The sequence below is a fragment of the Methanopyrus sp. genome, from assembly GCF_053997775.1.
In genome coordinates this window covers 18,322-37,502 of the sequence record NZ_JBMXXF010000057.1, presented here as the reverse complement: position 1 = coordinate 37,502, position 19,181 = coordinate 18,322, and the positions used below count along the sequence as shown (strand labels likewise).

The following is a 19,181-nucleotide window of genomic DNA, read 5'->3' as shown; positions in this document are numbered from 1 at the left end:
CCGGTGGGCCCCGTTACTTCCCGCGCCTCCGGTGCGCGCGGAGGCTCGGTCGCACCTTCTCCGCGCCCTTACCGCGCCGCCTCAGACCGCGCGCCTTCTTGCCCGCGCCCGTCTTGCCCCGGAACACCCGACCCTTCTGGGACTTCTGGCAGATCCAGTTGATCCGGTGGTCGCTCTTGATCTGCGGGTGGTGCGGGTCGACCATGATCACCTCGTAGTACTTGTACTGGCCGTCCTCGCCCACCCAGTACGAGTTCAGCACCTCCAGGTTCGGGTACTTCCGCTGGGCCCGCTCCTCCGCGATCCACCGCTTGCTCTTGCCCGGGGAGAACTTGTTCTTACCCATGCGCTTGGGTCGGCGGCCCTTCTTCGGCCGGGACTTGCGCCGACCGCCCTTGGGCACGCGGACGCGGACGACCACGTAGCCCGGCTTGGCGCGGTACCCGAGCCGGCGGGCCCGCTCGATCCGGGTCGGGCGCTTGACGCGCTGGACGGCGGGTCCCTTCCGCCACTTGGGCAGCCGCTTCTTCAGCAGCTCGCCCACGTACGAGTCCTTGGGCCGCTTCCACGCCTCGCGCTGGTACTTGTACATGGACATGGTTCCCGCTCCCCTCCCCGCGCCCGCGCCGGCCCGGGCTTAAGTGTTTACCCGAGGCTCACTCCTCCCGCACCTCCTCCAGCGCCTCGGCGATGAGCCTCCGCACCGCGTCCCGGCCCTCGCGCACCCGGGTCAGGAACACCTCGGTGGGCGTGAGGCGGTCGAGGACGGCGTCCACGAGCTCGTCCGTGGGCTCCTCGCCCAGCTCCTGCAGTCGGGCCCGGACGATCCCGCGCGCCGCCCGGATGACCTCCTCCGCGAACTGGGCGTCGGCGTTGTCGGCGAGGTGCACGATGAGGGCCTCCGGGGTGTTCGGGGGGACGGGGCTGCCCCGGCCGTGGTGGGCGGCGACCGCGTGGATCAGCTCCAGGGGGGCGCCGCGCGCGTAGAGCTCGGCGGTCACGGCGGTGAGGTGGTCGAGCCGGCGGGCGAAGTCGGAGTACTTGTACCCGGACTCGCTCTCCTCGTAGGAGGTGGCCTTGCCGAGGTCGTGGAGGAGGGCGGCGGCGAGGATGAGGTCCCGGTCGACCCGCACGCCGTAGACCTCCTCGAAGACCTCCGCCATGGCGAGGGCGAGCTTGGCGGTGGCGACGGTGTGCTCCAGGAGGCCGCCCGGGTAGGAGTGGTGCCCCTTGCGGCTGGCGGGGGCCTCCTCGAGGTCCATGGGTTCGGGCGCCTCCTCGTGCGAGAGGCCCTCCTCCAAAAGCTTCTTAACGAGGTCGCGGAGCTCGGCGTCCTCGATGCGGTCGATCAGCCGCTCCAGCTCCTTCCTCAGGTCCTCTCGGGCCAACGCCGGCTCCCCTCGGGGGTTCTGACGGTGGTCGAGGGGCGTTCCTTTCTGCTGGGAGAGTAGGGTGCCGGAGCGGGTCCGCATCTTCGACACGACGCTGCGGGACGGGGAGCAGACGCCCGGGGTCAGCCTGACGAAGGAGGAGAAGCTGACGATCGCGCGGAAGCTGGACGAGTTCGGCGTGGACACGATCGAGGCAGGGTTCCCGGTGGCGAGCGAGGGCGAGTTCGAGGCGGTCAAGGCGATCGCCGGCGAGGGTCTGGACGCGGAGGTGTGCGGGCTGGCGCGCTGCGTCCGGAGGGACATCGACGCGGCGGTCGAGGCGGGCGTGGACTGCGTGCACGTGTTCATCGCCACGTCGGACATCCACCTGAAGCACAAGCTGGAGATGAGTCGGGAGGAGGCGCTGGAGCGGGCGGTGGAGGGGGTCGAGTACGCGAAGGAGCACGGGGTGACGGTGGAGTTCTCGGCGGAGGACGCGACGCGAACCGACCCGGACTTCCTGCTGGAGGTTTATAAAGCTACCGTGGAGGCGGGCGCGGACCGGATCAACGTGCCGGACACGGTGGGCGTGATGACCCCGCCGCGCATGTACCGGCTGGTCCGCCGGATCGTGGACGCGCTCGACGTGCCCGTGAGCGTGCACTGTCACGACGACTTCGGGCTGGCCGTGGCGAACTCGCTGGCCGCCGTGGAGGCGGGCGCGGAGCAGGCGCACGTGACCGTGAACGGGATCGGGGAGCGGGCGGGGAACGCGTCGCTCGAGCAGTTCGTCATGGCCCTGAAGGCCCTCTACGGGCTCGACCTGGACGTGAGGACGGAGATGCTGGTCGAGCTGTCCCGGCTCGTCGAGCGGCTCACGGGCGTGGTCGTCCCGCCCAACGCGCCGATCGTGGGCGAGAACGCGTTCGCGCACGAGTCCGGGATCCACTCGCACGGCGTGATCAAGTGCGCGGAGACGTACGAGCCGATCCGGCCGGAGGACGTGGGGCACCGGCGCCGGATCGTGCTCGGCAAGCACGCGGGCCGGCACGCGATCAAGAAGAAGCTGGAGGAGCTGGGGATCGAGGTGGACGAGGAGCAGCTGCGGGAGATCGTGCGCCGGGTGAAGGAGCTGGGCGACAAGGGCAAGCGGGTGACCGAGGAGGACCTGGAGGCGATCGCCCGGGACGTGGTGGGCGAGGTGCCCGAGTCCGAGGCGGCGGTCCGGCTGGAGGAGTTGGCCGTCATGACGGGGAACCGGGTCACGCCCACCTCCTCCGTGCGCGTGCGCCTGAAGGGCGAGGAGCGGAGCGCGGCCGCGACGGGCGTGGGGCCCGTGGACGCGGCCCTCCGGGCCCTGCGGGAGGCGATCGAGGAGCTGGGCCTGGACGTGGAGCTCCGGGAGTACCGGCTGGAGGCGGTCACCGGGGGCACCGACGCGCTGGCGGAGGTGGTCGTGAAGCTGGAGGACGAGGAGGGGAACGTGGTCACGGCCCGCGGGGCCTCCGAGGACATCGTGATGGCCAGCGTCCGGGCCTTCGTCAGCGGCGTGAACCGGCTGGTCCAGCGGCGGGAGGAGGGCTAGACCGGGGACTCCAGCCCCAACCGCTCCGCGACCTCCCGGACCGCACGCACCGACCCCTCCGGTAGCCGCAGACCCTCCCGGAGCGCCCGCTCCCGGCGCCGGAACTCCGGCTCACCCGGCAGCAGCACCTCCTCCCCCGACTCCTTCACCTCCGCCACCAGCCGCTCCAGCCGCTCGAAGTACTCGTGCTCGTCGACCAGCGCGGAGAGGTCCAACGCCGCGAACAGGTCGCCCTTGTTGCACGGGACCGTGGGATCCGTCGTGCCCCGCACCTCCCGACCGGCCGCCGCCCCCACGGCCGGGCCCGCGAGCACCTCCAGCGCCAGCCCGAGCGCGTACCCCTTGTGACCGCCGAACGGGAGCAGGGCCCCCTCCAGCGCCCGCTCCGGGTCCGTGGTGGGCTCACCGTCCGGGCCCACGGCCCAGCCCTCCGGGATCTCGCGCCCCTCCTTCCGCGCCTGCAGGATCTTCCCCCGGGAGACGCGGCTGGTGGCCATGTCCACGACGATGGGCGGACCGTCCCGGCGCGGGAGCGCGATGGAGATCGGGTTCGTCCCCAGCACGGCCCGAGAGCCCCCGTACGGGGCGACCGCCGGCTCGGTCCCGCAGGTGGCGAACCCCACCATCCCCCGCTCGGCGATCAGCGTCGTGTAGTACCCGGCGATCCCGTAATGGGAGGCGTTCCGGACCGCCACCACCCCCACCCCGTGCTCCCGGGCCAGCTCCACGGCCTTCAGGGCGGCCCGACGCCCCACCACATGCCCCAGCGAGTGGGCAGCGTCGTACACGAGGACGGCCCCGCGCCGCGAGACCCGCCTGAGGGTGGTCTCGGCGCGGATGGCGCCCCGCTCGAGGCCCTCAACGTACCCGGGGAGCCGCAGGACGCCGTGCGAGTGGAAGCCGCGGAGATCCCCCTCCACGATCGCCTCGGCCGCGACCTCGGCGTCCCGCCGGGGGACACCCACGCTCGAGAGGGCTTCGGCCACGAAGGCCCGGAGCTCGCGCGGGTCAACCCTCAACGCTCATCCTCCCGGAGCGCCCTGGTGAAGCGGACCTTGATCTCCTCCGGGGTGAGGTCGATCAGCGGCACGTCCGCGTTGCCGGGCTCCACCTCCAGCCGGACCATCCGGGGACCGCGGGCGTCGAGGGCCCGCTCCAGCGCGGTCCGGGCCCCCTCCGGGTCGTCCGCCTCGTAGTACCGCAGCCCGTGCGCCCGGGCGACCCCCTCCCAGTCGATGAGGTGGGATGGGGTGGGCTGGTCGCCGGTGGTCGCGTACGTGGAGTTGTCGACGAGGACGAGCGTGTAGTTCTCCGGGGACTCCTGCGCGATCGTGGGCAGGATGCCCATGTTCATCATGAGGCCGCCGTCTCCCTCGACGGCGAGCACCTCGCGCTCCGTGGTCAGCGCGAGGCCGAGGCCGACGGAGCAGGACTGCCCCATCGCGCCGAGCAGGTAGAAGTTGAGCGGCCGATCGTGCGCGTGGTACAGCTCCCGGGCCGGGAAGCCGAGGTGGACGGTGACGATCGCGTCGTGCCGGTCCGCGACCTGGCCCACGACCCTCAGGGCCTCGATGCGGCGCATTCGACGACCCCCGGAGGAACATACTAAAGATGGGAGGCCGGCGGCGCCGGGTGGGGCGCGGATGAAGGCGTTTGAGCGGTCGATCCGGGTCCCGAGGGTGGACGGTGCCACGGTTATGCTGGACAAGGGGTTGACCCCGGAGTTCGTGCGCTCGTTCTTGAGGATGGCGGGGGAGTACGTGACCGGCGTGAAGATGGGTTGGGGCACGGCCCGGCTGATCGATCGGGAGATCGTGGAGGAGAAGGTGGAGCTGTACGCGGACGCGGGGCTGGACGTGTTCCCGGGCGGCACGCTGGCGGAGATCGCCGTGTCTCAGGGCACGTTCGAGGACTTCCTGAGCGAGCTGGACGAGCTGGGGTTCAACGCGGTCGAGATCTCGGACGGCATGATCCCGATGTCCATCGAGCGGAAGTGCGAGCTGATCGAGCTCGCGCGGGAGCACGGGTTCACGGTGTACGCGGAGGAGGGGAAGAAGCGGGACGAGGAGTACTCGGTCCTGTCCCCGGCGGACATGGTGGGTCGGATGGTGAGGTGCGTGGAGGCGGGCGCGGAGTACGTGATCGTGGAGGCGCGGGAGAGCGGGGAGCACGGGCCGATGGGGGCGGAGAAGCGGGAGCGGGTGCGGATCCTGTCGGAGATCGTGAAGGGCGTCGGGATCCGGCGCGTGATGTTCGAGGCGCCGGAGAAGGAGCAGCAGTTCGAGCTGATCGTGAAGTTCGGCCCGGAGGTGAACATCGCGAACGTGCCGCCGGATGAGGTCATTCCGCTCGCGACGCTGCGGGCCGGGCTGCGGGCCGAGACGATGGGTCGCGTGGCGCTGGACGGTGAGTAGCCTTGAGCGTGGACGAGCGGATCGTGGAGGCGCTGGAGCGGGCCGGCATCACCTTCGCCTGCTGGCTCCCCTGCTCCCTACTGGGCGGCGTGATCGAGCTGCTGGAGGAGCACCCGGACATCAGAACCGTGCGCGTCTCCCGGGAGGAGGAGGGCGTCGGGATCTGCGCGGGGGCGGCGCTGGCCGGGGAGAGGCCCGCGCTGGTCATGCAGAACTCGGGGCTCGGGAACGCGGTCAACGCCCTCTGCTCCCTCACCCTCACCTACCGGCTCCCGCTGCTGATGCTCATGAGTCACCGGGGCTACCTGCACGAGGACATCCCGGCGCAGGTGGGGATGGGGAAGGCCGCGCCCCGGATCCTGGAGGCGCTCAACCTGCACACGTACGTGGTGGAGCGGCCCGAGGACCTGGACGTGATCGAGGGCGCGTGGCGGACGGCGGAGTCCGCCGGCGAGCCCGTGGGCGTGTTCCTGACGCCGCGCCTGTGGGCGTCAGAGTGAGTCGGTGAGCTCCTCGAACGCGTAGTAGTTGACGTCGAAGTCGTTGTCCACGACGGCGACGACGAGGTCGAACTCGGTGCCCCGGAGGGACCGCACCCACCGCAGGACGTCCTCGGGCGTGAAGTCGTCGGTCTCCTCGTGCAGCACCTTCACCGCGATCCGCTCGTCCTCGCCCCGGAAGGCGCGGAAGTCGGTGCCGAACCGACGGCCCGGCTTGGGCTTCCAGCCGCGCTGCCGCAGGTCCGCGTAGACGGCGTAGCGGACCGGGAACCGCGGGTCCTCTCGCAGGAACGCCTCGATCAGCCGGTCCAGCGTGAGCCTCTCTCCCTCCCTTTTGACCTCCAAGCGGCCCACCTCGCAGAGGAACGTCGCCTCCTCGGGCCAGAGCCAGAGTCCCTCCCGGGACGGCTTGCCGTACATGGAGGAGTAGAGCCGGTTCGCCTGGCGCTTGTTCCGGACCAGGACCTTCCCCTCCCGCAGCTCACCGGTCACCGTCATCGAGCACCACCCGCAGGACCGTGTCCCCCACCCGCACCTCGTCCCCCTCGAACACGAGCCACCAGGGTCGGGTCACCCGGCGCCCGTTGACCCGGACCTGGCCCCGCCTGATCAGCTCGCGGGCGCGCCGGCGACTCTCCGCGACGCCCGACGCGACGAGGAACTGGTCGAGCCTCAGGCCGCCGACGGGCGCCCTCAGCCCGGCTCCCCGCCCTCCTCCCGCTTGGGCACGCGCGGCTTCCTCACCTCGTAGATCGGCTTGCCGTCGATCGTCTCCGGCGCCAGCCAGTCGATCACCTTGTCGACATCGTCCGGGTCCTTCGGGAAGATCTCCACGACGATCGGGCCCAGGGGGGACTCCCCGCCCTCCGAGAAGCTCACCGCGTTGGCGAACGCGGCCTGCTTGTTGAGGTGGAAGAGGATGGAACCCTCCGCGGTCACGCCCTCCCGCAGCACGCGCCGGGCCGCGTCCAGGATCTCCTGCTCCCGCAGCCGCTCGTAGAGCCGGCCCAGGGAGAGCCGGGCCTGCGGGCCCCGGCACTCGAACTCGATCCGCTTGACGTCGCCCAGCCGCTCCTCTCCCACCTTCTCGAACAGGTCCAGGTCGAAGAGGTTCCCCAGCGCCTTCAGGACCTTCTCCTCGTCCTCAGTGGGGTACACGTACGTTGTCAGGACCACCCGGGAGATCATGCGGGTTCTCACCCCTCAGCAGGGAGCGCAGCACGGACCGGCACTTCTCTCGGAACTCTCCCAGGCTGATCCGCTCGTTCACAATCATCACGTCCGCCCGGGAGATCACCTCGCCGATGCCGAACCCCAGCTCCCGCTCGTCCCGCTCCTCGAACTCCCGCCGCGTCTCCGGGTCGTCCTCGCGACCCCGCTCCCGCAGCCGCTCGAACCGCGTGTCCGGGGACGCGTGGATGGCCACGATGACTACGGACTCCTCCCCGAACCGGCTCTTGAAGTACTCGATCTCCTCCGGGTTCCGCACCCCGTCCACCACGACCACGCCCACCCGGCGCAGCTCCCGCTCCACCTCGTCCGCCACCAGGCGGGCCACCGCGTCCATGCCGCGCTCCTCCCGCAGCCGCCGCGCGGTCTCACCCACGTCCAGGCCCCGGCGCCGCGCCTCCCGGCGCACCGCGTCCCCCATCACGACCACCGGGACGCCCTCCTCGCGCGCCACCCGCACGAACTCACCCTTCCCGGCCCCGGGCATGCCGACCACGCAGATCAGCATCCCGCTCACCCCCGGGCTTTCCTCGACGGAATCCCGTATTTTAAGACTGGGAGGGCCCGCGCGCCCGGAGGAACCGGCGCAGCCGGCGCGAGTCCACCCGCTCCAGGAGCTCGGCGGCCAGCGACATGAGCTCCCGGTCCACGGGGAACGGGTCCCCGGACTTGCACCCGAACGCGAGCGTGTACTCCGCCGGGTCCCGGTAGTCGGGCCCCTCCCCGTGCACCACCTCCGCGATCAGGGCCAGGGCCCGCGTGAGCGAGGGCCCGACCCCGCGCGTTCGCAGGAGGTCCGTGAAGTCCTCGGGGTCCCGCTCGTACAGCCGCTCCAGCGCCCCCCGGTCCAGCCGGCGCGGCAGGCGGCGCAGGATCCCCTCCGGCACCTCCACCCCGCGGTCCGCGTCGAGGAACCGGTCCAGGGGCCCGCGGATCGCGGCCCGCACCCGCCTCCACTCGCGCAGGACCCGGTCCGGTCCCTCGGAGACCAGGTCCAGGATCGCCCGGCGGCACCCGGCCGGTCGGTCCCCCTGGAGGGAGAGCACGTCGGCGGGCGCGCTGGCGGCCACGGGGTGCAGCTCGGTGAAGCGCTCCGCCTCCCGCCAGCTCCAGTGGTACCGGCGGGCGGTGCGCGCCTCCGGGTTCATCCCCTGCTGGATCACGACCCAGCGGCCCGACTCGTCGAAGGCGATCGTGTGGTGGTAGAGGTCGTGCCCGTCCTGCAGGCAGACCGTGTCGGACTTGGCCGCGAGCCGGCTGGCGTCGATCAGGGGCTCGGGGTCCACGTCGAGCGCCTCGGCCCGCTCGCGGATGAGCTCCGGGGTTCGGAGCCCCAGCCGGCCCTTCCCGCCGACGAGGGTGAGCCCGTGCTCCTCGGGGTCCAGGGCCTCGCGGAGGGCGGCGGTGACGACGGTCGTGCTGCCGGAGGTGTCCCGCTCGTAGCCCAGGAGGCAGGCGAGGGATTGGAACCAGCGGGGGTCGGCGAGGCGGCGGAGGGCGCCCTTGGTCCCGTGCTCCTCGACGATGAGGCGGAAGAGCTCGCGGGAGAGTCGGACCATCTCGGGGAAGTGTCGGGGTGGGGGGCAGCGAACCAGTCGGAGGTCGGCGGCGCGGGGCAACGACCTCGGCCCCGTATCGTTACGATTTTCGTAACGGTTCCCGGTGGTGCCGGGGCCGGGATTTGAACCCGGGACCTCGGGGTATCCCAGGCCCGAGTCTCCCTCGCCCCGGGTCATCGGGCCCTATGAGCCCCGCGCTCTACCAGGCTAAGCTGCCCCGGCCTCCGGCGGGCCGTCCGGTCGCCTTTTGTGGGTGGCTAAAAAAGGTTACGTGGGGTGCGCCGCGTTGGAGGCGCTGGTGACGCTGACCCCGGACGTTCGGCCGGAGGACACGGAGCGCGTGGCCCGGGAGATCGAGCGGCGGCTGGGGATGCGGGCGCGCCCGGACCCGCTGAAGCCCGTGCGGCGGTTGAGGGTGGTGGTGGGGGGACCGGAGGACGTGGACGCCCTGCGCCGGGAGTTCCCGGAGGTCTCGCGGGTGATCCTCGTGCGGGCGGAGGGATCCTCCCCGGACCTGGAGACCGTGGTGGAGCGGGCGCGGGAGGCGGTTCGGGGTCGGATCCGTCCGGACGAGACGTTCGCCGTGGACGCGCGGCGGCTGGACAAGACGCTGCCCTACACGTCCCGGGACCTCGCGCGGGCGGTGGGGGACGCGGTGCGAGAGGAGACGGGGGCCTCGGTGGACCTGGACAACCCGGACCGGTACGTGGACGTGCACGTGTCGGGGGAGGGGTTCCTGATCGGGGTAACCCCGGCGACGCTGCGGGAGCCGAGCCGGCGGTGGTTGCCGGCGGACGCGTTCCGGCACGTGTACGTCTGCTGCGAGCGGCCGGAGCTGGAGTACGAGATCGCGGACCTGATCCGGGTGACGGCGGCGCTGGGGCTGGGTGGGCTGATCCTGGTGCGGCCGTGGGGGGAGAGCCTGGAGCGGGCGCGGGAGAAGGTGGGGGCGGCGTCCCTGGTGGACCTGCGGGTGGTGGACGAGTTGGAGCGGGCGGTGGAGGGGTTCGACGTGGTGGTGGGGCTGCACCCCACGGGGTCGGAGGGGGAGGAGCGGCTGGTGCGGCTGGCGCGGTCGGGGGAGCGGGTGTGCCTGCTCGTGGGCTCGGAGCGGGAGGGGCTCAGCCGGCGGGCGAAGCGGCTGGCGGACGCGCTGGTGCACCTGGGGCCGACGACGGCGGAGCCGATGCGGACGGCCAACGCCGTGGCGTACGCGGTCGGGGTGCTGGCGGGAGCCGCGATCGATTAATCCCGTCAGCCACCGCTCCCACTCTTCATCGGTCGCGCCTCGTAGACCCGGTTGACACATCATCCGGGGGACGAGCGCGTGCTCGAGCGGGTCTTTCGGCGGGTGCACCGGGAGGGCCGCGGGGCGTTGATCGGGTACCTAACTTGCGGGTACCCGGGACTGAAGGAGACGGTCGAGCTGGCCCGGGCGATGTGCCGGGGCGGCGTGGACATCCTGGAGCTCGGCGTGCCCTTCTCCGAGCCCATCGCGGACGGGCCGACGATCCAGCGGGCCGTGGACGAGGCGCTGCGGGCGGGGGTCACGCCCTGGGACTGCCTGGAGGTCGCGGAGGAGGTCGCCGACTTCGCGCCCGTGGTGCTCCTGTGTTACTACAACACGCTGCACGCGAACGGGATCCGGCGGTACCTGGAGGCGGCGGCGGAGGCGGGCGTATCGGGGATCCTCGTCGCGGACATGCCCGTGGAGGAGTCCGACGAGGTGTGGCGGGTGGCCCGGGACCTGGACCTCGACGTGATCTACCTCGTAGCCCCCTCCACGACCGAGGAGCGCCTCGAGAGGATCGGGGAGCGGGCCTCGGGCTTCGTGTACGTGATCTCCCGGTACGGGGTCACGGGGGCGCGGGAGGACCTGTCCGAGAGGACGCTCGAGCTGGTGCGCTGGGTCCGGGGCTACGTGGACGTGCCCATCGCCGTGGGCTTCGGGATCTCGAAGCGGTGGCACGTGCGGGAGGTCGTGGCGGCGGGCGCGGACGGGGCGATCGTGGGCTCCGCCTTCATCGACGTCATCCACGAGTCGGAGGACCTGGAGGAGGCGAAGGAGGGCGTGAGGGAGCTCGCGGAGCGGCTGGCGGAGGGGGCGCGGGAGGGGTACGAGCGGCGCTCATCGGGTTAGGGCGCGCCGGATCGCGTCCTGCAGCAGCGACGAGGCCCGGCTGGCGGCCCGCTCGGCCACCCGCTCCAGGTCCTCCTGCAGCACCTCGTCGGCGACCTCCAGCACCAGGTTCAGCGTCTCCTCGAGCTCGTCCGGGTCCGCCGGCGGGCTGAGGCTCGCCCGCGACATCTCCTCCTCCAGGTAGTCCTCCAGCAGGCCGCAAGCGCGGTCGGACAGGGCGGGCACGAAGCGCTCCCGCAGCTCGGTGTCGATCGCCTCGCGCACCGCGTCCTCGTCCACCTCCAGCCGCTCCGAGAGGTACACCTCGAACCACAGGTTCATCAGGCGGTTCAGGAGCCGCTCCCGGACCTCGTCCGTCGACACCATCCGGCGCTCGGCCATCGGGCCCCGCCCCTACTCCTCCTTCAGGCTCAGGTGCTCCTCCAGGCGCTCCAGCAGGCGCTCGGAGCTCCGCTCGGCCACCATGCCCAGGATCCAGCGCGTGTCCTTCAGCGCCCGCTCCACCGAGCGGCACACGGCGTCGACCAGGAACCGGTACTCGTCCACGTCCACCCCCGCCTCGGAGAGCCGCTCCAGGTACCGGTCCCGGAAGTCCTCCCCGAACCGCTCCAGCTCCTCGTGGATCGCCCGGGCCAGCTCGCCGGGCTCCAGCTCCTCGCGGACCCGGCCCATCAGCTCGGGCAGCAGCTCTCGCGCGGACTCCGACACCGTCGACCCCCCGCCCGTCCCCGGGCCGCGACCGCATAAGTCGTTCGAAAGTGGGGCGGTCGGGAAGTCCGCCTCCGCTCATCCCCGGCGCCCCGGGTCGCCCAAGGCTGAACTCCCCATCCGCGCAAGACTTTTGACGACGATAACGCCGGCGTACCGGGGGCCCGGGCCCGCAGCTCAGTCCGGTCAGAGCGCGGGGCTCATAACCCCGTGGTCCCGGGTTCAAATCCCGGCGGGCCCACCGCCCGGATCGTTATAATAATCGTAACGATAGGCGCCCGGGGTCAACCCGACGAGACCAGCGCGGGGACGGGGTAAAGGAAGGACACCGCCACCATGCTCGGCCAGTCCAGCCGGCCCCGACGACCCCGCACGTAGAGCGCCAGCACGGCGATCATGGGCACCGCCAGGTACGCCAGGTCCCGGGTCGAGAGGTTCCACCTCGTGAGCGTCAGGCCGATGGAGACCGGGAACGTGGCCTGAAACACCATGGCCCCCGTCACGTTCCCCAGGGCGAGGCGGTCCCGGCCCCGGGCGTACCAGATCACGCTGTTCACCTTCTCCGGCAGCTCCGTGGCCACCGGGGTGAGCAGGGAGGAGACGAGCAGCGGGCTGAGCCCGAGGCTCAGGGACAGTGCCTCCACGCCCCGGGCGAACCCCTCCGCGCCGAGGACCATCAGGGCCACGGAGGCGGCGATGAGTAGGGCCGCCAGGGCGGCCGCCGCGACGGGGTTCGCCACCCGCAGCGGGATGGACGGAGCCTCCGGCGGCGCGCCCTCCCGCATCAGCCGTCGGAGGTAGCGGGCGTACAGGAGGAGCAGGGTGATCGCGACCGCGTACCGCAGGGTCCGGTGGTTGAACACGGTGGCGAGGAGGGCGAGCGAGTAGGCGGCGAGGAAGTGCGTCGCGTCGAGCCGGAGCTGGTCGCACCGGACGTGGGGGGAGTCCCGGTGCCCGAGGGCGTGGGCGAGCGCGACGGCGATCCCGCCCATCCCCATGGCCAGGGTGGAGAGCATGAGTGGGGCACCGAGGATGGCGCCGATCGCCACCCCCTCCCGGCACCCCGTGAGGAGGGCGACGATGGGGACCAGGGTCTCCGGGAGGGCGGTGGCCACGGCCGCCACGAAGCTGCCCAGGAAGCCCGAGGGTAGCTTGAACCGGTACCCGAGCCACTCCACGGCGTTGGTGAATACCCAGGATCCGAGGAGGATCTCCGCCAGTCCCTCGATCAGCTCCACCGTCACGCTCAACCGGGGGGTGCCCCTCCGGTGTCCCGTGAGACGATCAAGCTGAGCCGGTGCGGGCTCCGGGCGCCTCGGCACGAGCCCGTTCGGCGGTCCTACCTCGAGCGGCTGCGCCGCTTCCGGGACTATCAGGTGAGAGAGCTGTACGAGGCGGGCGTGCGTATAAGCGTGTTGGCGCGGCTGTTCGACCTCTCCGAGGGCGAGGTCCGGGAGATCCTGCTGCGGCCCCCCAGGTGCGCCCGGTGCGGTCGGAGGCTCCGGCGGAACGCGCCGCTGTGCCCGGAGTGCGAGCGAACGCTGAGGGAGTCCGGGGAATGATCGGCGCGGTGCTGATCGGGGGACGCGGTCGGCGGATCGGTGGTGATAAGCCCTGGGTGACGGTGGAGGGGCGGCCGCTGGTCGAGTGGGCGGTGCGGTTGCTGCGGATGGTGGGGTGCGAGGAGGTCTACGCGGTCGCCCCCGTCCGGGACGCGCGCTGGGACGGTCCGGTCATCCGGGACGAGGGGGTGGGTCCCGCGGGCGGCGTGCGGGCCGTGCTGCGGGCGTTCGACGGGGAGCTCGTGTGCGTGACCGCCTGCGACGTGGCGTTCGACCCGGAGGCCTTCGCCCGGTGCGACCCGGTGCCGCGGCACGTCCGGGGCACGCTGTTCCCGATGCTCCTGAGGGCGGACGGTCGGGCGCCCCGGGCGCGGTCCGTGCGGGGGCTGCTGCGGCGGCTGGGCTCCACCGGCGTGGAGGTTCCGGCGGTGGACGCGGACCGCCCGGAGGATCTGCGGTCGTACCGGGCCCTGCTGCGCCGGGTCATCGGGCGAAGTGCTCGCGGCGCTTGCGCTGGTACTCCTCGATGATGCGGACGAGCTCCTCCCGGCGCTCCTCCCGCTCCTCCTCGCGCCAGCGCTCCCGCACGCGCTCGATCGCCCGCCGGAGCTCGTCCGACTCGACGAGGGCCAGCGTGCCGGCGCGCTTGACGGTCACGTCCCTACCCTCCTCCAGCAGCGGGAGCTCCAGCTCCCGGAACGCGTCCCGGGCGGGGTCCGGCACGGTGGACTCGTCGGGCACGATCACGGCCTCGGGCCCGAGCTCCCGCAGCTCCCGGACGTTCGACTCGCTCATCCCGCTGGGGTCCCGCACGTAGAGGGCGAACACCGGGGGCGTCTCCAGGTCCGAGAGCGCCTCGTGGGAGGCCTTCTCCACCTCGACCACCGGGACGCCCCGGCCCGAGCGGAGGATGGCGTTGAGGCGCTCCGCCCGCCGCAGCCGACGCTCCAGCTCCTGCCGTCGGGACTTCTCCCGGTTGAGCTCCCGGCGGAGGCGCCGCAGCTCCCGCTCCTTCGCCTTCAGCCGCCGTTCCACGCGCTCCTCCACGAGCTCGTCGATGCGCTCCTGCAGCGACTCCAGCCGCTCCCGCAGCTCCCGGTTCTCCCGCTTGAGCCGCCTCACGAGCCGCTCCAGGTACCTCACCTCGCGCTCGTACTCCTCGAGCTTGCGCTCCTTCGCCTCCAGCTCCCGCTCCAGCGCGCGCACCCGGCGCCGGTACCGGTCCACCCGGGCCCGATCCTCCCGGCGCCGGCGCTCGATCTCGCGCTCCTCGCTCACGATCTTGAGCGCGTCGGAGACCGGGAGTCCCTTGATCACGTACCCGGCCGCCTTGATCACGTCCCGCCGCTTGGCGTCCTCCGGCGCCCGCCGCTCCACCTTCTCGATCGTGGGCTTGACCAGCGTGTGGTACGCCTTGATCGCGGCCGCGAGCGCGTCCCGCTGGTGCGTGTCCTTGGGCCGCACCCGCTCGTCCAGCTTGGCCAGGTGGCCCTTCACCAGCTCCCGCTTCTCGTCCACCGAGAGGCTCCGCTTGGGCCGGTACAGCTTGGCCCCCAGCGCCCGGGCCAGCCGCTCCACGGCGGTGGGGACCGGTGAGACGTCCGTGGCCACGACCACCGGGCGGCCCAGGGACTCCACCCGCTCCACGATCTCGCTGGGGGAGAGGTTCCGCGAGCTCTCCAGGTGGATGACCGACCCGTCGGCGTTGAGCACGGCGACCGCGGTCGTCGAGCCCGGGTCCACGCCCACCGTGAGCAGCTCCCGCCGGTGCGAGTCCCCGCGGAACGTGATCCGATCCTTCAGGACCGGCTCGACCCGCACCTTCACCTCCGAGGTGTCCACGCGGTCCACGAGGGGCTTGACCCGGTCGTAGCGCTCGTACACCACGAACTCGGCGGAGGCGTACCCGCCCTCCGCCCTCCGCACGTTCAGGTCGTAGTCGATCCCCTCCCGCTCCAGCGCCGCGCGGAGCTCCCGGGTCGCGCGCTTGACCGCCGCGTGCAGGTTCCGGGCGTACCGGGACTGGCTGAAGCCCCCCTGCCCGGGCCGGCGCGCCCGGCCGATCCGGATCCGGGTCTCGTCCTCCAGCACGAAGACCTCGCTGCCCACGCCCATCCGGGCCAGCCGGGCGCACGCCTCGGACTCCTCCTCCGGGCTCTTCGGGTCCGGGACGGGGAGCCCGTGCTCCCGGGCCAGCCGCTGGAGCGACCGCTGCTCCCCGGGCGACCCCGTCACCTGCACCACGCGCAGGGTGGGGTGCGCCTTCACGAGCTCTCGCAGCTCGCCCAGCCCGTCCAGGAGCTCGTGCACGTCGTCCACGGCCAGCACGTCGGGCTCCAGGGACAGAAGCAGGTCCAAGAGGTCCTCCCGGGACAGGCGCCGCTGCAGCACGACCTCATCGTCCTCGAGCACGGTGATCGCGTACTCGGGCGGGTCCTTCCGAACGAGGTCCACGCCGACGACGATCACGACCCCGCGCACCCGCGCGCGGGTTGTCGGGGATGAAAGCGCGCTCACTTGAGAATAAGCTGTCGGGCGACCGAGTTCGCCAGGTGATCGCCCGCGAGCTCCCGCACCACCTCCAGGCACGCGTCGACGGCGAACGCGGGCCCGCGGGTCGTGATCACCCGCCCGTCCCGCACCAGCCCCCGCTCCACCGGCTCCGCGCCCCGCGTCCGCAGCTCCGCCTCCAGGCCCGGGTAGGTCGTGGCCCGCCGCCCCTCCAGCACGCCCGCCTCCGCCAGCACCAGCGCGCCCGCGGACAGGCCCACGACCAGTCCCCGCTCGCGCACCGACCGCACCAGCTCCAGGCACCGCCGGTAGCCCGAGAGCGTTGTGGGCGAGGTCCCGCCGGGGACGATGACGGCCTCGTAGCGCTCCCCGCTCGCCTCCCACACGGTGACGTCCACGTCGAGCCGGAGCCCGCCCGCACCCTCCGCGCGCTCCTCCACCCCCACCAGTTCCCAGTTCAGCCCGCCCCGGGAGAGCACGCTGATCGCCGCGCCCAGCTCCAGCTCCTCGAACCCGTCGTCGACGAGGATCGCGATCAACCGGGGCTCCCCTCCTCGAAGAAACAGCGCGGTCGGGGAGGCCGGGGGCGCCCGCCGGGTGGGAACGTCGGGCGCGGGGAAAAGAAGTCCAAGGGGGGCGTTAGCGGCGGCCGCCTCGGCCCGTCTTCCGGGCCGCGATGTGTCCGACCTTCTGCCCGGGCGGCGCGCCGCGGGCGACGGTCGTGGGCTTGCCGGGGCTCTGGTGGTTGCCGCCGCCGAACGGGTGGTCGACGGCGTTCATCGCCACGCCGCGCACCTTGGGCCACTTGCCGCCCTTCGAGCGCATGTGGTGGTACTTCTTGCCGGCCTTGACGAAGGGCTTCTCGCGCTTGCCGCCGCCCGCCATCACGCCGATGGTCGCGCGGCAGCGGGGGTCGAAGGCGCGAACCTTGCCGGAGGGCAGCTGGACGTAGGTTCGGCCGACGTCGTGCGCCACGATGGTCGCGTAGCAGCCCGGGGCGCGGGCGAACTTACCGCCGTCCCCGGGCCGGCCCTCGATGTTGAAGATGGGGACGCCCTCGGGGATCTCCGCCAGGGGCAGGGTGTTGCCCGGTTTGATCTCGGCGGAGACGCCGCACTCGATGGTGTCGCCCACCTTGGTGCCCTCGGGCACCAGGACCAGGCGCTCCTCGCCGTCCTCGAAGCGCACGCGGGCGACGGGGGCGTTCCGGGCGGGGTCGTGGAGGAGCTCGACGACCTTGCCGACCACCTTGCCCTCCTTCTCCCTCTTGTCGTAGGGCCGGTGCCCCGCGCGACCGCGGTAGCGGTGCGAGGGGGCCCGGTAGGTGGGAGAGCCGCGACCGAGGCGCTGGGGTCGGATGCGCTTGCCCACGGGGAACACCCCCTAGAGGATACCCAGCTCCACGGCGACGTCCTCGGCCCGGTACTCGGGCTTCAGCTTGACGTAGGCCTTCTTCTCGCCGGTGGGCGTGATGAGGGTGTTCACCTTCTCGACCTCGACGTCGAAGAGCTCCTCGACGGCCCGCTTGATCATCGGCTTGTTCGCGTCGCGTCGGACGATGAAGGTGAGCTTGTTCTCCGCCTCGAGCAGGCGCATGGCCTTCTCCGTCGCCAGCGGGTACAGGAGGACGTCGTGCGGGTCCTCGATGCGCGGGCCCCGGCGCTTGGCCATGTGGACGCTCCCCCTACTCGCCCAGCCGCTCCTCCAGGACCTCGATCGCGGAGGGCGTGTACACGGTCAGCCGGCCGGGGTGGGTGCCGGGGGCGAGGTGCTCGACGTTGAGCTCCATCGCCCGGACCACGTCCACGCCGGGGTGGTTCCGGGCGCCGAGCTCGATGCCCTCGAACTCGTCCACGACGATCAGGACGCTCTTCGGCTTAACGTACCGACGACCGCGCCGCTTGCCCTTACCGGCCCGGATGCGGCGCTTCCGCTTGGCCCGCTCCACGTCGGCCCAGAGACCCAGGTTCTGGAAGAACTCCCGCACCTCCCGGGCCCTCCGCAGCCCCCGCAGCTCGTCCACGACGACCAGGGGCAGCTCCGGGACCTCGTCGATGATGTGACCCCGGGCCTCCACGAACTCGGGCTTGGCGGTGGCCGCCAGGGCGGAGCGGAGGGCGGCGCGCTTCTCCCGCCGGTTCACCCGCTGGCTCCAGTCCTTCTCCGGCTTCGGCGGGTGGGCCTTGCGCCCGCCGACGGTCTGGGCGACGCGGGCGCCGCGCCCGGCGGCGGGGTGCCGGCTTCCCTTGATCCTGGGCACCATCGCGACGCCGTGGCCCGCGCCCCACGACTCCGCGCTCGTGCGCATGCCCGCGCGCGGGTCCGTGCCGTAGGGCTGCCGCCGGTTCGCCTGGAACGCCAGGACCACGCGTCGGATGAGGTCCTTCCGTACGGGCTCCTCGAAGAACGCCGGCAGCTCGAGCTCGTCCACCCGCTCGCCCTCCAGGTCGAACACGGGGACCTTCACGGTGCGACCCCCCTACGCGCTGGCGGTGCCGCCCAGCTGCTCGAGGATGTCCTCCTCGGAGGCCTTCGGCCGGACGCCCTGCTGCGACGTCCGGCTGATGTACAGGATCTCCGGCGCGCCCTTCGGCGCGTTCTTCGGCGGTCGGACCGCGGGCCGCAGCCGGATCAGGCGCTTCTTCGGGCCGGGCACGGTCCCGTGGATCAGGATGTAGTCCCCGCGCACGACGCCGTAGTTCACGAAGCCGCCCTTCGGCGTGACCTCCTCGCCGTTCTCCCCGATCTTCAGGATCCGCTTGTTGTGCTCGGTCCGCTGGTGGTACCCCATCTGACCGGCCATCGGGACCGTCCAGCGCACGCGCGAGGGCGTGATCGGGCCGATCGAGCCCACGTGCCGGCCCTTCTGCTTCCGCTGGGCCTTCCGGTCCTGGATCGTGACGCCCCAGCGCTTGACCACGCCCTGGAAGCCCTTGCCCTTCGTGATGCCGGAGACGTCGACGATCTCGCCCTCCTCGAACACGTCGCTGGCCCGAAGCTCCTCGCCCAGGATCTCCGCCGCGTACTCGAACCGCTCCCGCACGTCCCGACCGCCGATCCGGTACTCCATCACGTCCGGCTTCTTCTTCGGCACGCCCGCCTTCTTGGGCTGGGTCGCCACGATCACGCGGATCTCGTCCACGACGCCCTCGTCCACCAGCTCCTCGATCTCGTCCAGGTCGCCCGCCGTCCCGTCCTTGGGCACCGTGAAGACGCGGTCCATCTCCAGCTCCTCCGGAAGCTCCGCCCACGCCTCCGTCAGGCACTTGTACCCGTCCGGCGTCGCCGCGTACGCCCGCACGGCCGCGACGTACAGGGGCGGCGCGTCCAGCACGGTGACCGGGACCGCGATCTCCTCGCCCTCCGTCGGGCTGTTCGGCCAGTCGTCGATCATGATCACGTGCGTCATGCCCGCCTTGTAGCCCGCGAACCCCTGGACCCGCACCTTATCCTCGTCCGGCCAGCTGCGGATCCGGGGGACCGGACGGGACGCGCGCTTGCGCGGGCTGAACGCCAGCGAGCCGCGCCTCGGTCGACCCGGATTCCTGCGTCCTCCGCGACCCAACGCGCGCACCCCCGGCTTGGGCACGGCCCGGTCGGGC

25 protein-coding genes and 2 tRNA genes are annotated in these 19,181 nt (G+C 72.2%); 8 read left to right on the top strand and 19 right to left on the bottom strand.

The window, feature by feature from the left end:
• Window positions 1–13 precede the first annotated feature (13 nt).
• Window positions 14–598 carry a 50S ribosomal protein L15e gene (locus tag ACXJJV_RS07145; protein WP_456467492.1) on the bottom strand — a complete coding sequence of 195 codons (585 nt, stop codon included), beginning with the start codon at window positions 596–598 and terminating at the stop codon, window positions 14–16.
• 58 nt (window positions 599–656) lie between these two features.
• On the bottom strand, window positions 657–1,388 hold the full coding sequence (locus ACXJJV_RS07140; protein WP_456467491.1) for an HD domain-containing protein: 732 nt from the start codon (window positions 1,386–1,388) through the stop codon (window positions 657–659).
• Window positions 1,389–1,452: 64 nt separating this feature from the next.
• Between ACXJJV_RS07140 and ACXJJV_RS07135 the strand changes: the two genes are divergently transcribed.
• On the top strand, window positions 1,453–2,955 hold the full coding sequence (locus tag ACXJJV_RS07135; protein ID WP_456467490.1) for a 2-isopropylmalate synthase: 1,503 nt from the start codon (window positions 1,453–1,455) through the stop codon (window positions 2,953–2,955).
• Here the strand turns inward: ACXJJV_RS07135 and ACXJJV_RS07130 are convergent.
• Both ACXJJV_RS07130 and comE read right to left on the bottom strand, forming a co-directional pair.
• The gene (locus tag ACXJJV_RS07130; protein ID WP_456467489.1) at window positions 2,952–3,974 is read right to left on the bottom strand and encodes an Ldh family oxidoreductase; all 1,023 of its coding nucleotides are present in this window, start codon (window positions 3,972–3,974) and stop codon (window positions 2,952–2,954) included. The two genes, ACXJJV_RS07135 and ACXJJV_RS07130, sit on opposite strands and share 4 nt — an antisense overlap.
• Entirely contained in the window at window positions 3,971–4,537 is a 567-nt protein-coding gene (gene comE, locus ACXJJV_RS07125) for a sulfopyruvate decarboxylase subunit beta (protein ID WP_456467488.1), read from the bottom strand. Before comE ends, ACXJJV_RS07130 begins: the two co-directional genes overlap by 4 nt.
• A 61-nt stretch (window positions 4,538–4,598) precedes the next feature.
• Between comE and comA the strand changes: the two genes are divergently transcribed.
• Both comA and comD read left to right on the top strand, forming a co-directional pair.
• Window positions 4,599–5,369 carry a phosphosulfolactate synthase gene (gene comA, locus ACXJJV_RS07120; RefSeq protein WP_456467487.1) on the top strand — a complete coding sequence of 257 codons (771 nt, stop codon included), beginning with the start codon at window positions 4,599–4,601 and terminating at the stop codon, window positions 5,367–5,369.
• Window positions 5,370–5,377: 8 nt separating this feature from the next.
• Window positions 5,378–5,869 carry a sulfopyruvate decarboxylase subunit alpha gene (comD, locus tag ACXJJV_RS07115; RefSeq protein ID WP_456467557.1) on the top strand — a complete coding sequence of 164 codons (492 nt, stop codon included), beginning with the start codon at window positions 5,378–5,380 and terminating at the stop codon, window positions 5,867–5,869.
• Here the strand turns inward: comD and ACXJJV_RS07110 are convergent.
• From ACXJJV_RS07110 to ACXJJV_RS07085, 6 genes are all read right to left on the bottom strand, one after another.
• Window positions 5,861–6,367, bottom strand: coding sequence for a hypothetical protein (locus tag ACXJJV_RS07110; protein ID WP_456467486.1), 507 nt, complete (start codon window positions 6,365–6,367; stop codon window positions 5,861–5,863). The two genes, comD and ACXJJV_RS07110, sit on opposite strands and share 9 nt — an antisense overlap.
• Window positions 6,351–6,545, bottom strand: coding sequence for an RNA-binding S4 domain-containing protein (locus ACXJJV_RS07105; RefSeq protein ID WP_456467556.1), 195 nt, complete (start codon window positions 6,543–6,545; stop codon window positions 6,351–6,353). Before ACXJJV_RS07105 ends, ACXJJV_RS07110 begins: the two co-directional genes overlap by 17 nt.
• Before the next feature lie 17 nt (window positions 6,546–6,562).
• Window positions 6,563–7,057 (bottom strand): RNA-binding domain-containing protein, encoded by a 495-nt coding sequence (locus tag ACXJJV_RS07100; protein WP_456467485.1) that lies wholly within the window; start codon window positions 7,055–7,057, stop codon window positions 6,563–6,565.
• Window positions 7,014–7,607, bottom strand: coding sequence for an AAA family ATPase (locus ACXJJV_RS07095; protein ID WP_456467484.1), 594 nt, complete (start codon window positions 7,605–7,607; stop codon window positions 7,014–7,016). Before ACXJJV_RS07095 ends, ACXJJV_RS07100 begins: the two co-directional genes overlap by 44 nt.
• Window positions 7,608–7,647: 40 nt before the next feature.
• Entirely contained in the window at window positions 7,648–8,718 is a 1,071-nt protein-coding gene (locus ACXJJV_RS07090; RefSeq protein ID WP_456467483.1) for a DUF763 domain-containing protein, read from the bottom strand.
• A gap of 44 nt (window positions 8,719–8,762) precedes the next feature.
• A tRNA-Met gene (locus tag ACXJJV_RS07085) sits at window positions 8,763–8,880 on the bottom strand.
• A gap of 64 nt (window positions 8,881–8,944) precedes the next feature.
• Here ACXJJV_RS07085 and ACXJJV_RS07080 point away from each other — a divergent pair.
• Together ACXJJV_RS07080 and trpA are read left to right on the top strand one after the other, a co-directional pair.
• Window positions 8,945–9,907 (top strand): THUMP domain-containing protein, encoded by a 963-nt coding sequence (locus tag ACXJJV_RS07080; RefSeq protein WP_456467482.1) that lies wholly within the window; start codon window positions 8,945–8,947, stop codon window positions 9,905–9,907.
• 78 nt (window positions 9,908–9,985) lie between these two features.
• On the top strand, window positions 9,986–10,798 hold the full coding sequence (gene trpA / locus ACXJJV_RS07075; protein ID WP_456467481.1) for a tryptophan synthase subunit alpha: 813 nt from the start codon (window positions 9,986–9,988) through the stop codon (window positions 10,796–10,798).
• On the opposite strand, the gene ACXJJV_RS07070 is transcribed toward trpA, so the two are convergent.
• Both ACXJJV_RS07070 and ACXJJV_RS07065 read right to left on the bottom strand, forming a co-directional pair.
• Entirely contained in the window at window positions 10,787–11,179 is a 393-nt protein-coding gene (locus tag ACXJJV_RS07070) for a hypothetical protein (protein WP_456467480.1), read from the bottom strand. The two genes, trpA and ACXJJV_RS07070, sit on opposite strands and share 12 nt — an antisense overlap.
• A 12-nt stretch (window positions 11,180–11,191) precedes the next feature.
• Window positions 11,192–11,506 (bottom strand): hypothetical protein, encoded by a 315-nt coding sequence (locus tag ACXJJV_RS07065; protein WP_456467479.1) that lies wholly within the window; start codon window positions 11,504–11,506, stop codon window positions 11,192–11,194.
• 166 nt (window positions 11,507–11,672) lie between these two features.
• Between ACXJJV_RS07065 and ACXJJV_RS07060 the strand changes: the two genes are divergently transcribed.
• A tRNA-Ile gene (locus ACXJJV_RS07060) sits at window positions 11,673–11,747 on the top strand.
• A 43-nt stretch (window positions 11,748–11,790) separates the two neighbouring features.
• Here the strand turns inward: ACXJJV_RS07060 and ACXJJV_RS07055 are convergent.
• Window positions 11,791–12,750 carry a sodium:calcium antiporter gene (locus tag ACXJJV_RS07055; RefSeq protein ID WP_456467555.1) on the bottom strand — a complete coding sequence of 320 codons (960 nt, stop codon included), beginning with the start codon at window positions 12,748–12,750 and terminating at the stop codon, window positions 11,791–11,793.
• A 24-nt stretch (window positions 12,751–12,774) separates the two neighbouring features.
• Here ACXJJV_RS07055 and ACXJJV_RS07050 point away from each other — a divergent pair, with 24 nt between their 5' ends.
• Both ACXJJV_RS07050 and mobA read left to right on the top strand, forming a co-directional pair.
• Entirely contained in the window at window positions 12,775–13,068 is a 294-nt protein-coding gene (locus ACXJJV_RS07050; RefSeq protein WP_456467478.1) for a hypothetical protein, read from the top strand.
• Entirely contained in the window at window positions 13,065–13,598 is a 534-nt protein-coding gene (mobA, locus tag ACXJJV_RS07045; protein WP_456467477.1) for a molybdenum cofactor guanylyltransferase, read from the top strand. Before ACXJJV_RS07050 ends, mobA begins: the two co-directional genes overlap by 4 nt.
• Here the strand turns inward: mobA and ACXJJV_RS07040 are convergent.
• From ACXJJV_RS07040 to ACXJJV_RS07015, 6 genes are all read right to left on the bottom strand, one after another.
• Window positions 13,552–15,537 carry a DUF460 domain-containing protein gene (locus tag ACXJJV_RS07040; protein ID WP_456467476.1) on the bottom strand — a complete coding sequence of 662 codons (1,986 nt, stop codon included), beginning with the start codon at window positions 15,535–15,537 and terminating at the stop codon, window positions 13,552–13,554. The two genes, mobA and ACXJJV_RS07040, sit on opposite strands and share 47 nt — an antisense overlap.
• A gap of 44 nt (window positions 15,538–15,581) precedes the next feature.
• Window positions 15,582–16,118, bottom strand: a complete 537-nt coding sequence (locus ACXJJV_RS07035; RefSeq protein WP_456467475.1) for a DJ-1/PfpI family protein — start codon at window positions 16,116–16,118, stop codon at window positions 15,582–15,584.
• 100 nt (window positions 16,119–16,218) lie between these two features.
• Entirely contained in the window at window positions 16,219–16,950 is a 732-nt protein-coding gene (locus ACXJJV_RS07030) for a 50S ribosomal protein L2 (protein WP_456467474.1), read from the bottom strand.
• Between the two features lie 12 nt (window positions 16,951–16,962).
• The gene (locus tag ACXJJV_RS07025) at window positions 16,963–17,250 is read right to left on the bottom strand and encodes a 50S ribosomal protein L23 (protein ID WP_456467473.1); all 288 of its coding nucleotides are present in this window, start codon (window positions 17,248–17,250) and stop codon (window positions 16,963–16,965) included.
• A gap of 13 nt (window positions 17,251–17,263) precedes the next feature.
• The gene (gene rpl4p / locus ACXJJV_RS07020) at window positions 17,264–18,046 is read right to left on the bottom strand and encodes a 50S ribosomal protein L4 (protein WP_456467472.1); all 783 of its coding nucleotides are present in this window, start codon (window positions 18,044–18,046) and stop codon (window positions 17,264–17,266) included.
• Window positions 18,047–18,058: 12 nt separating this feature from the next.
• On the bottom strand, window positions 18,059–19,144 hold the full coding sequence (locus ACXJJV_RS07015; RefSeq protein ID WP_456467471.1) for a 50S ribosomal protein L3: 1,086 nt from the start codon (window positions 19,142–19,144) through the stop codon (window positions 18,059–18,061).
• Window positions 19,145–19,181 lie beyond the last annotated feature (37 nt).

Excerpts from the sequence above, each read along its gene's own strand:
- ACXJJV_RS07145 (WP_456467492.1), bottom strand. The coding sequence starts at position 598 with ATGTCCATGTACAAGTACCAGCGCGAGGCGTGGAAGCGGCCCAAGGAC.
- comE (WP_456467488.1), bottom strand. The coding sequence starts at position 4,537 with ATGCGCCGCATCGAGGCCCTGAGGGTCGTGGGCCAGGTCGCGGACCGG.
- comA (WP_456467487.1), top strand. The coding sequence starts at position 4,599 with ATGAAGGCGTTTGAGCGGTCGATCCGGGTCCCGAGGGTGGACGGTGCC.
- ACXJJV_RS07110 (WP_456467486.1), bottom strand. The coding sequence starts at position 6,367 with ATGACGGTGACCGGTGAGCTGCGGGAGGGGAAGGTCCTGGTCCGGAAC.
- ACXJJV_RS07100 (WP_456467485.1), bottom strand. The coding sequence starts at position 7,057 with ATGATCTCCCGGGTGGTCCTGACAACGTACGTGTACCCCACTGAGGAC.
- ACXJJV_RS07095 (WP_456467484.1), bottom strand. The coding sequence starts at position 7,607 with ATGCTGATCTGCGTGGTCGGCATGCCCGGGGCCGGGAAGGGTGAGTTC.
- ACXJJV_RS07070 (WP_456467480.1), bottom strand. The coding sequence starts at position 11,179 with ATGGCCGAGCGCCGGATGGTGTCGACGGACGAGGTCCGGGAGCGGCTC.
- mobA (WP_456467477.1), top strand. The coding sequence starts at position 13,065 with ATGATCGGCGCGGTGCTGATCGGGGGACGCGGTCGGCGGATCGGTGGT.
- ACXJJV_RS07025 (WP_456467473.1), bottom strand. The coding sequence starts at position 17,250 with ATGGCCAAGCGCCGGGGCCCGCGCATCGAGGACCCGCACGACGTCCTC.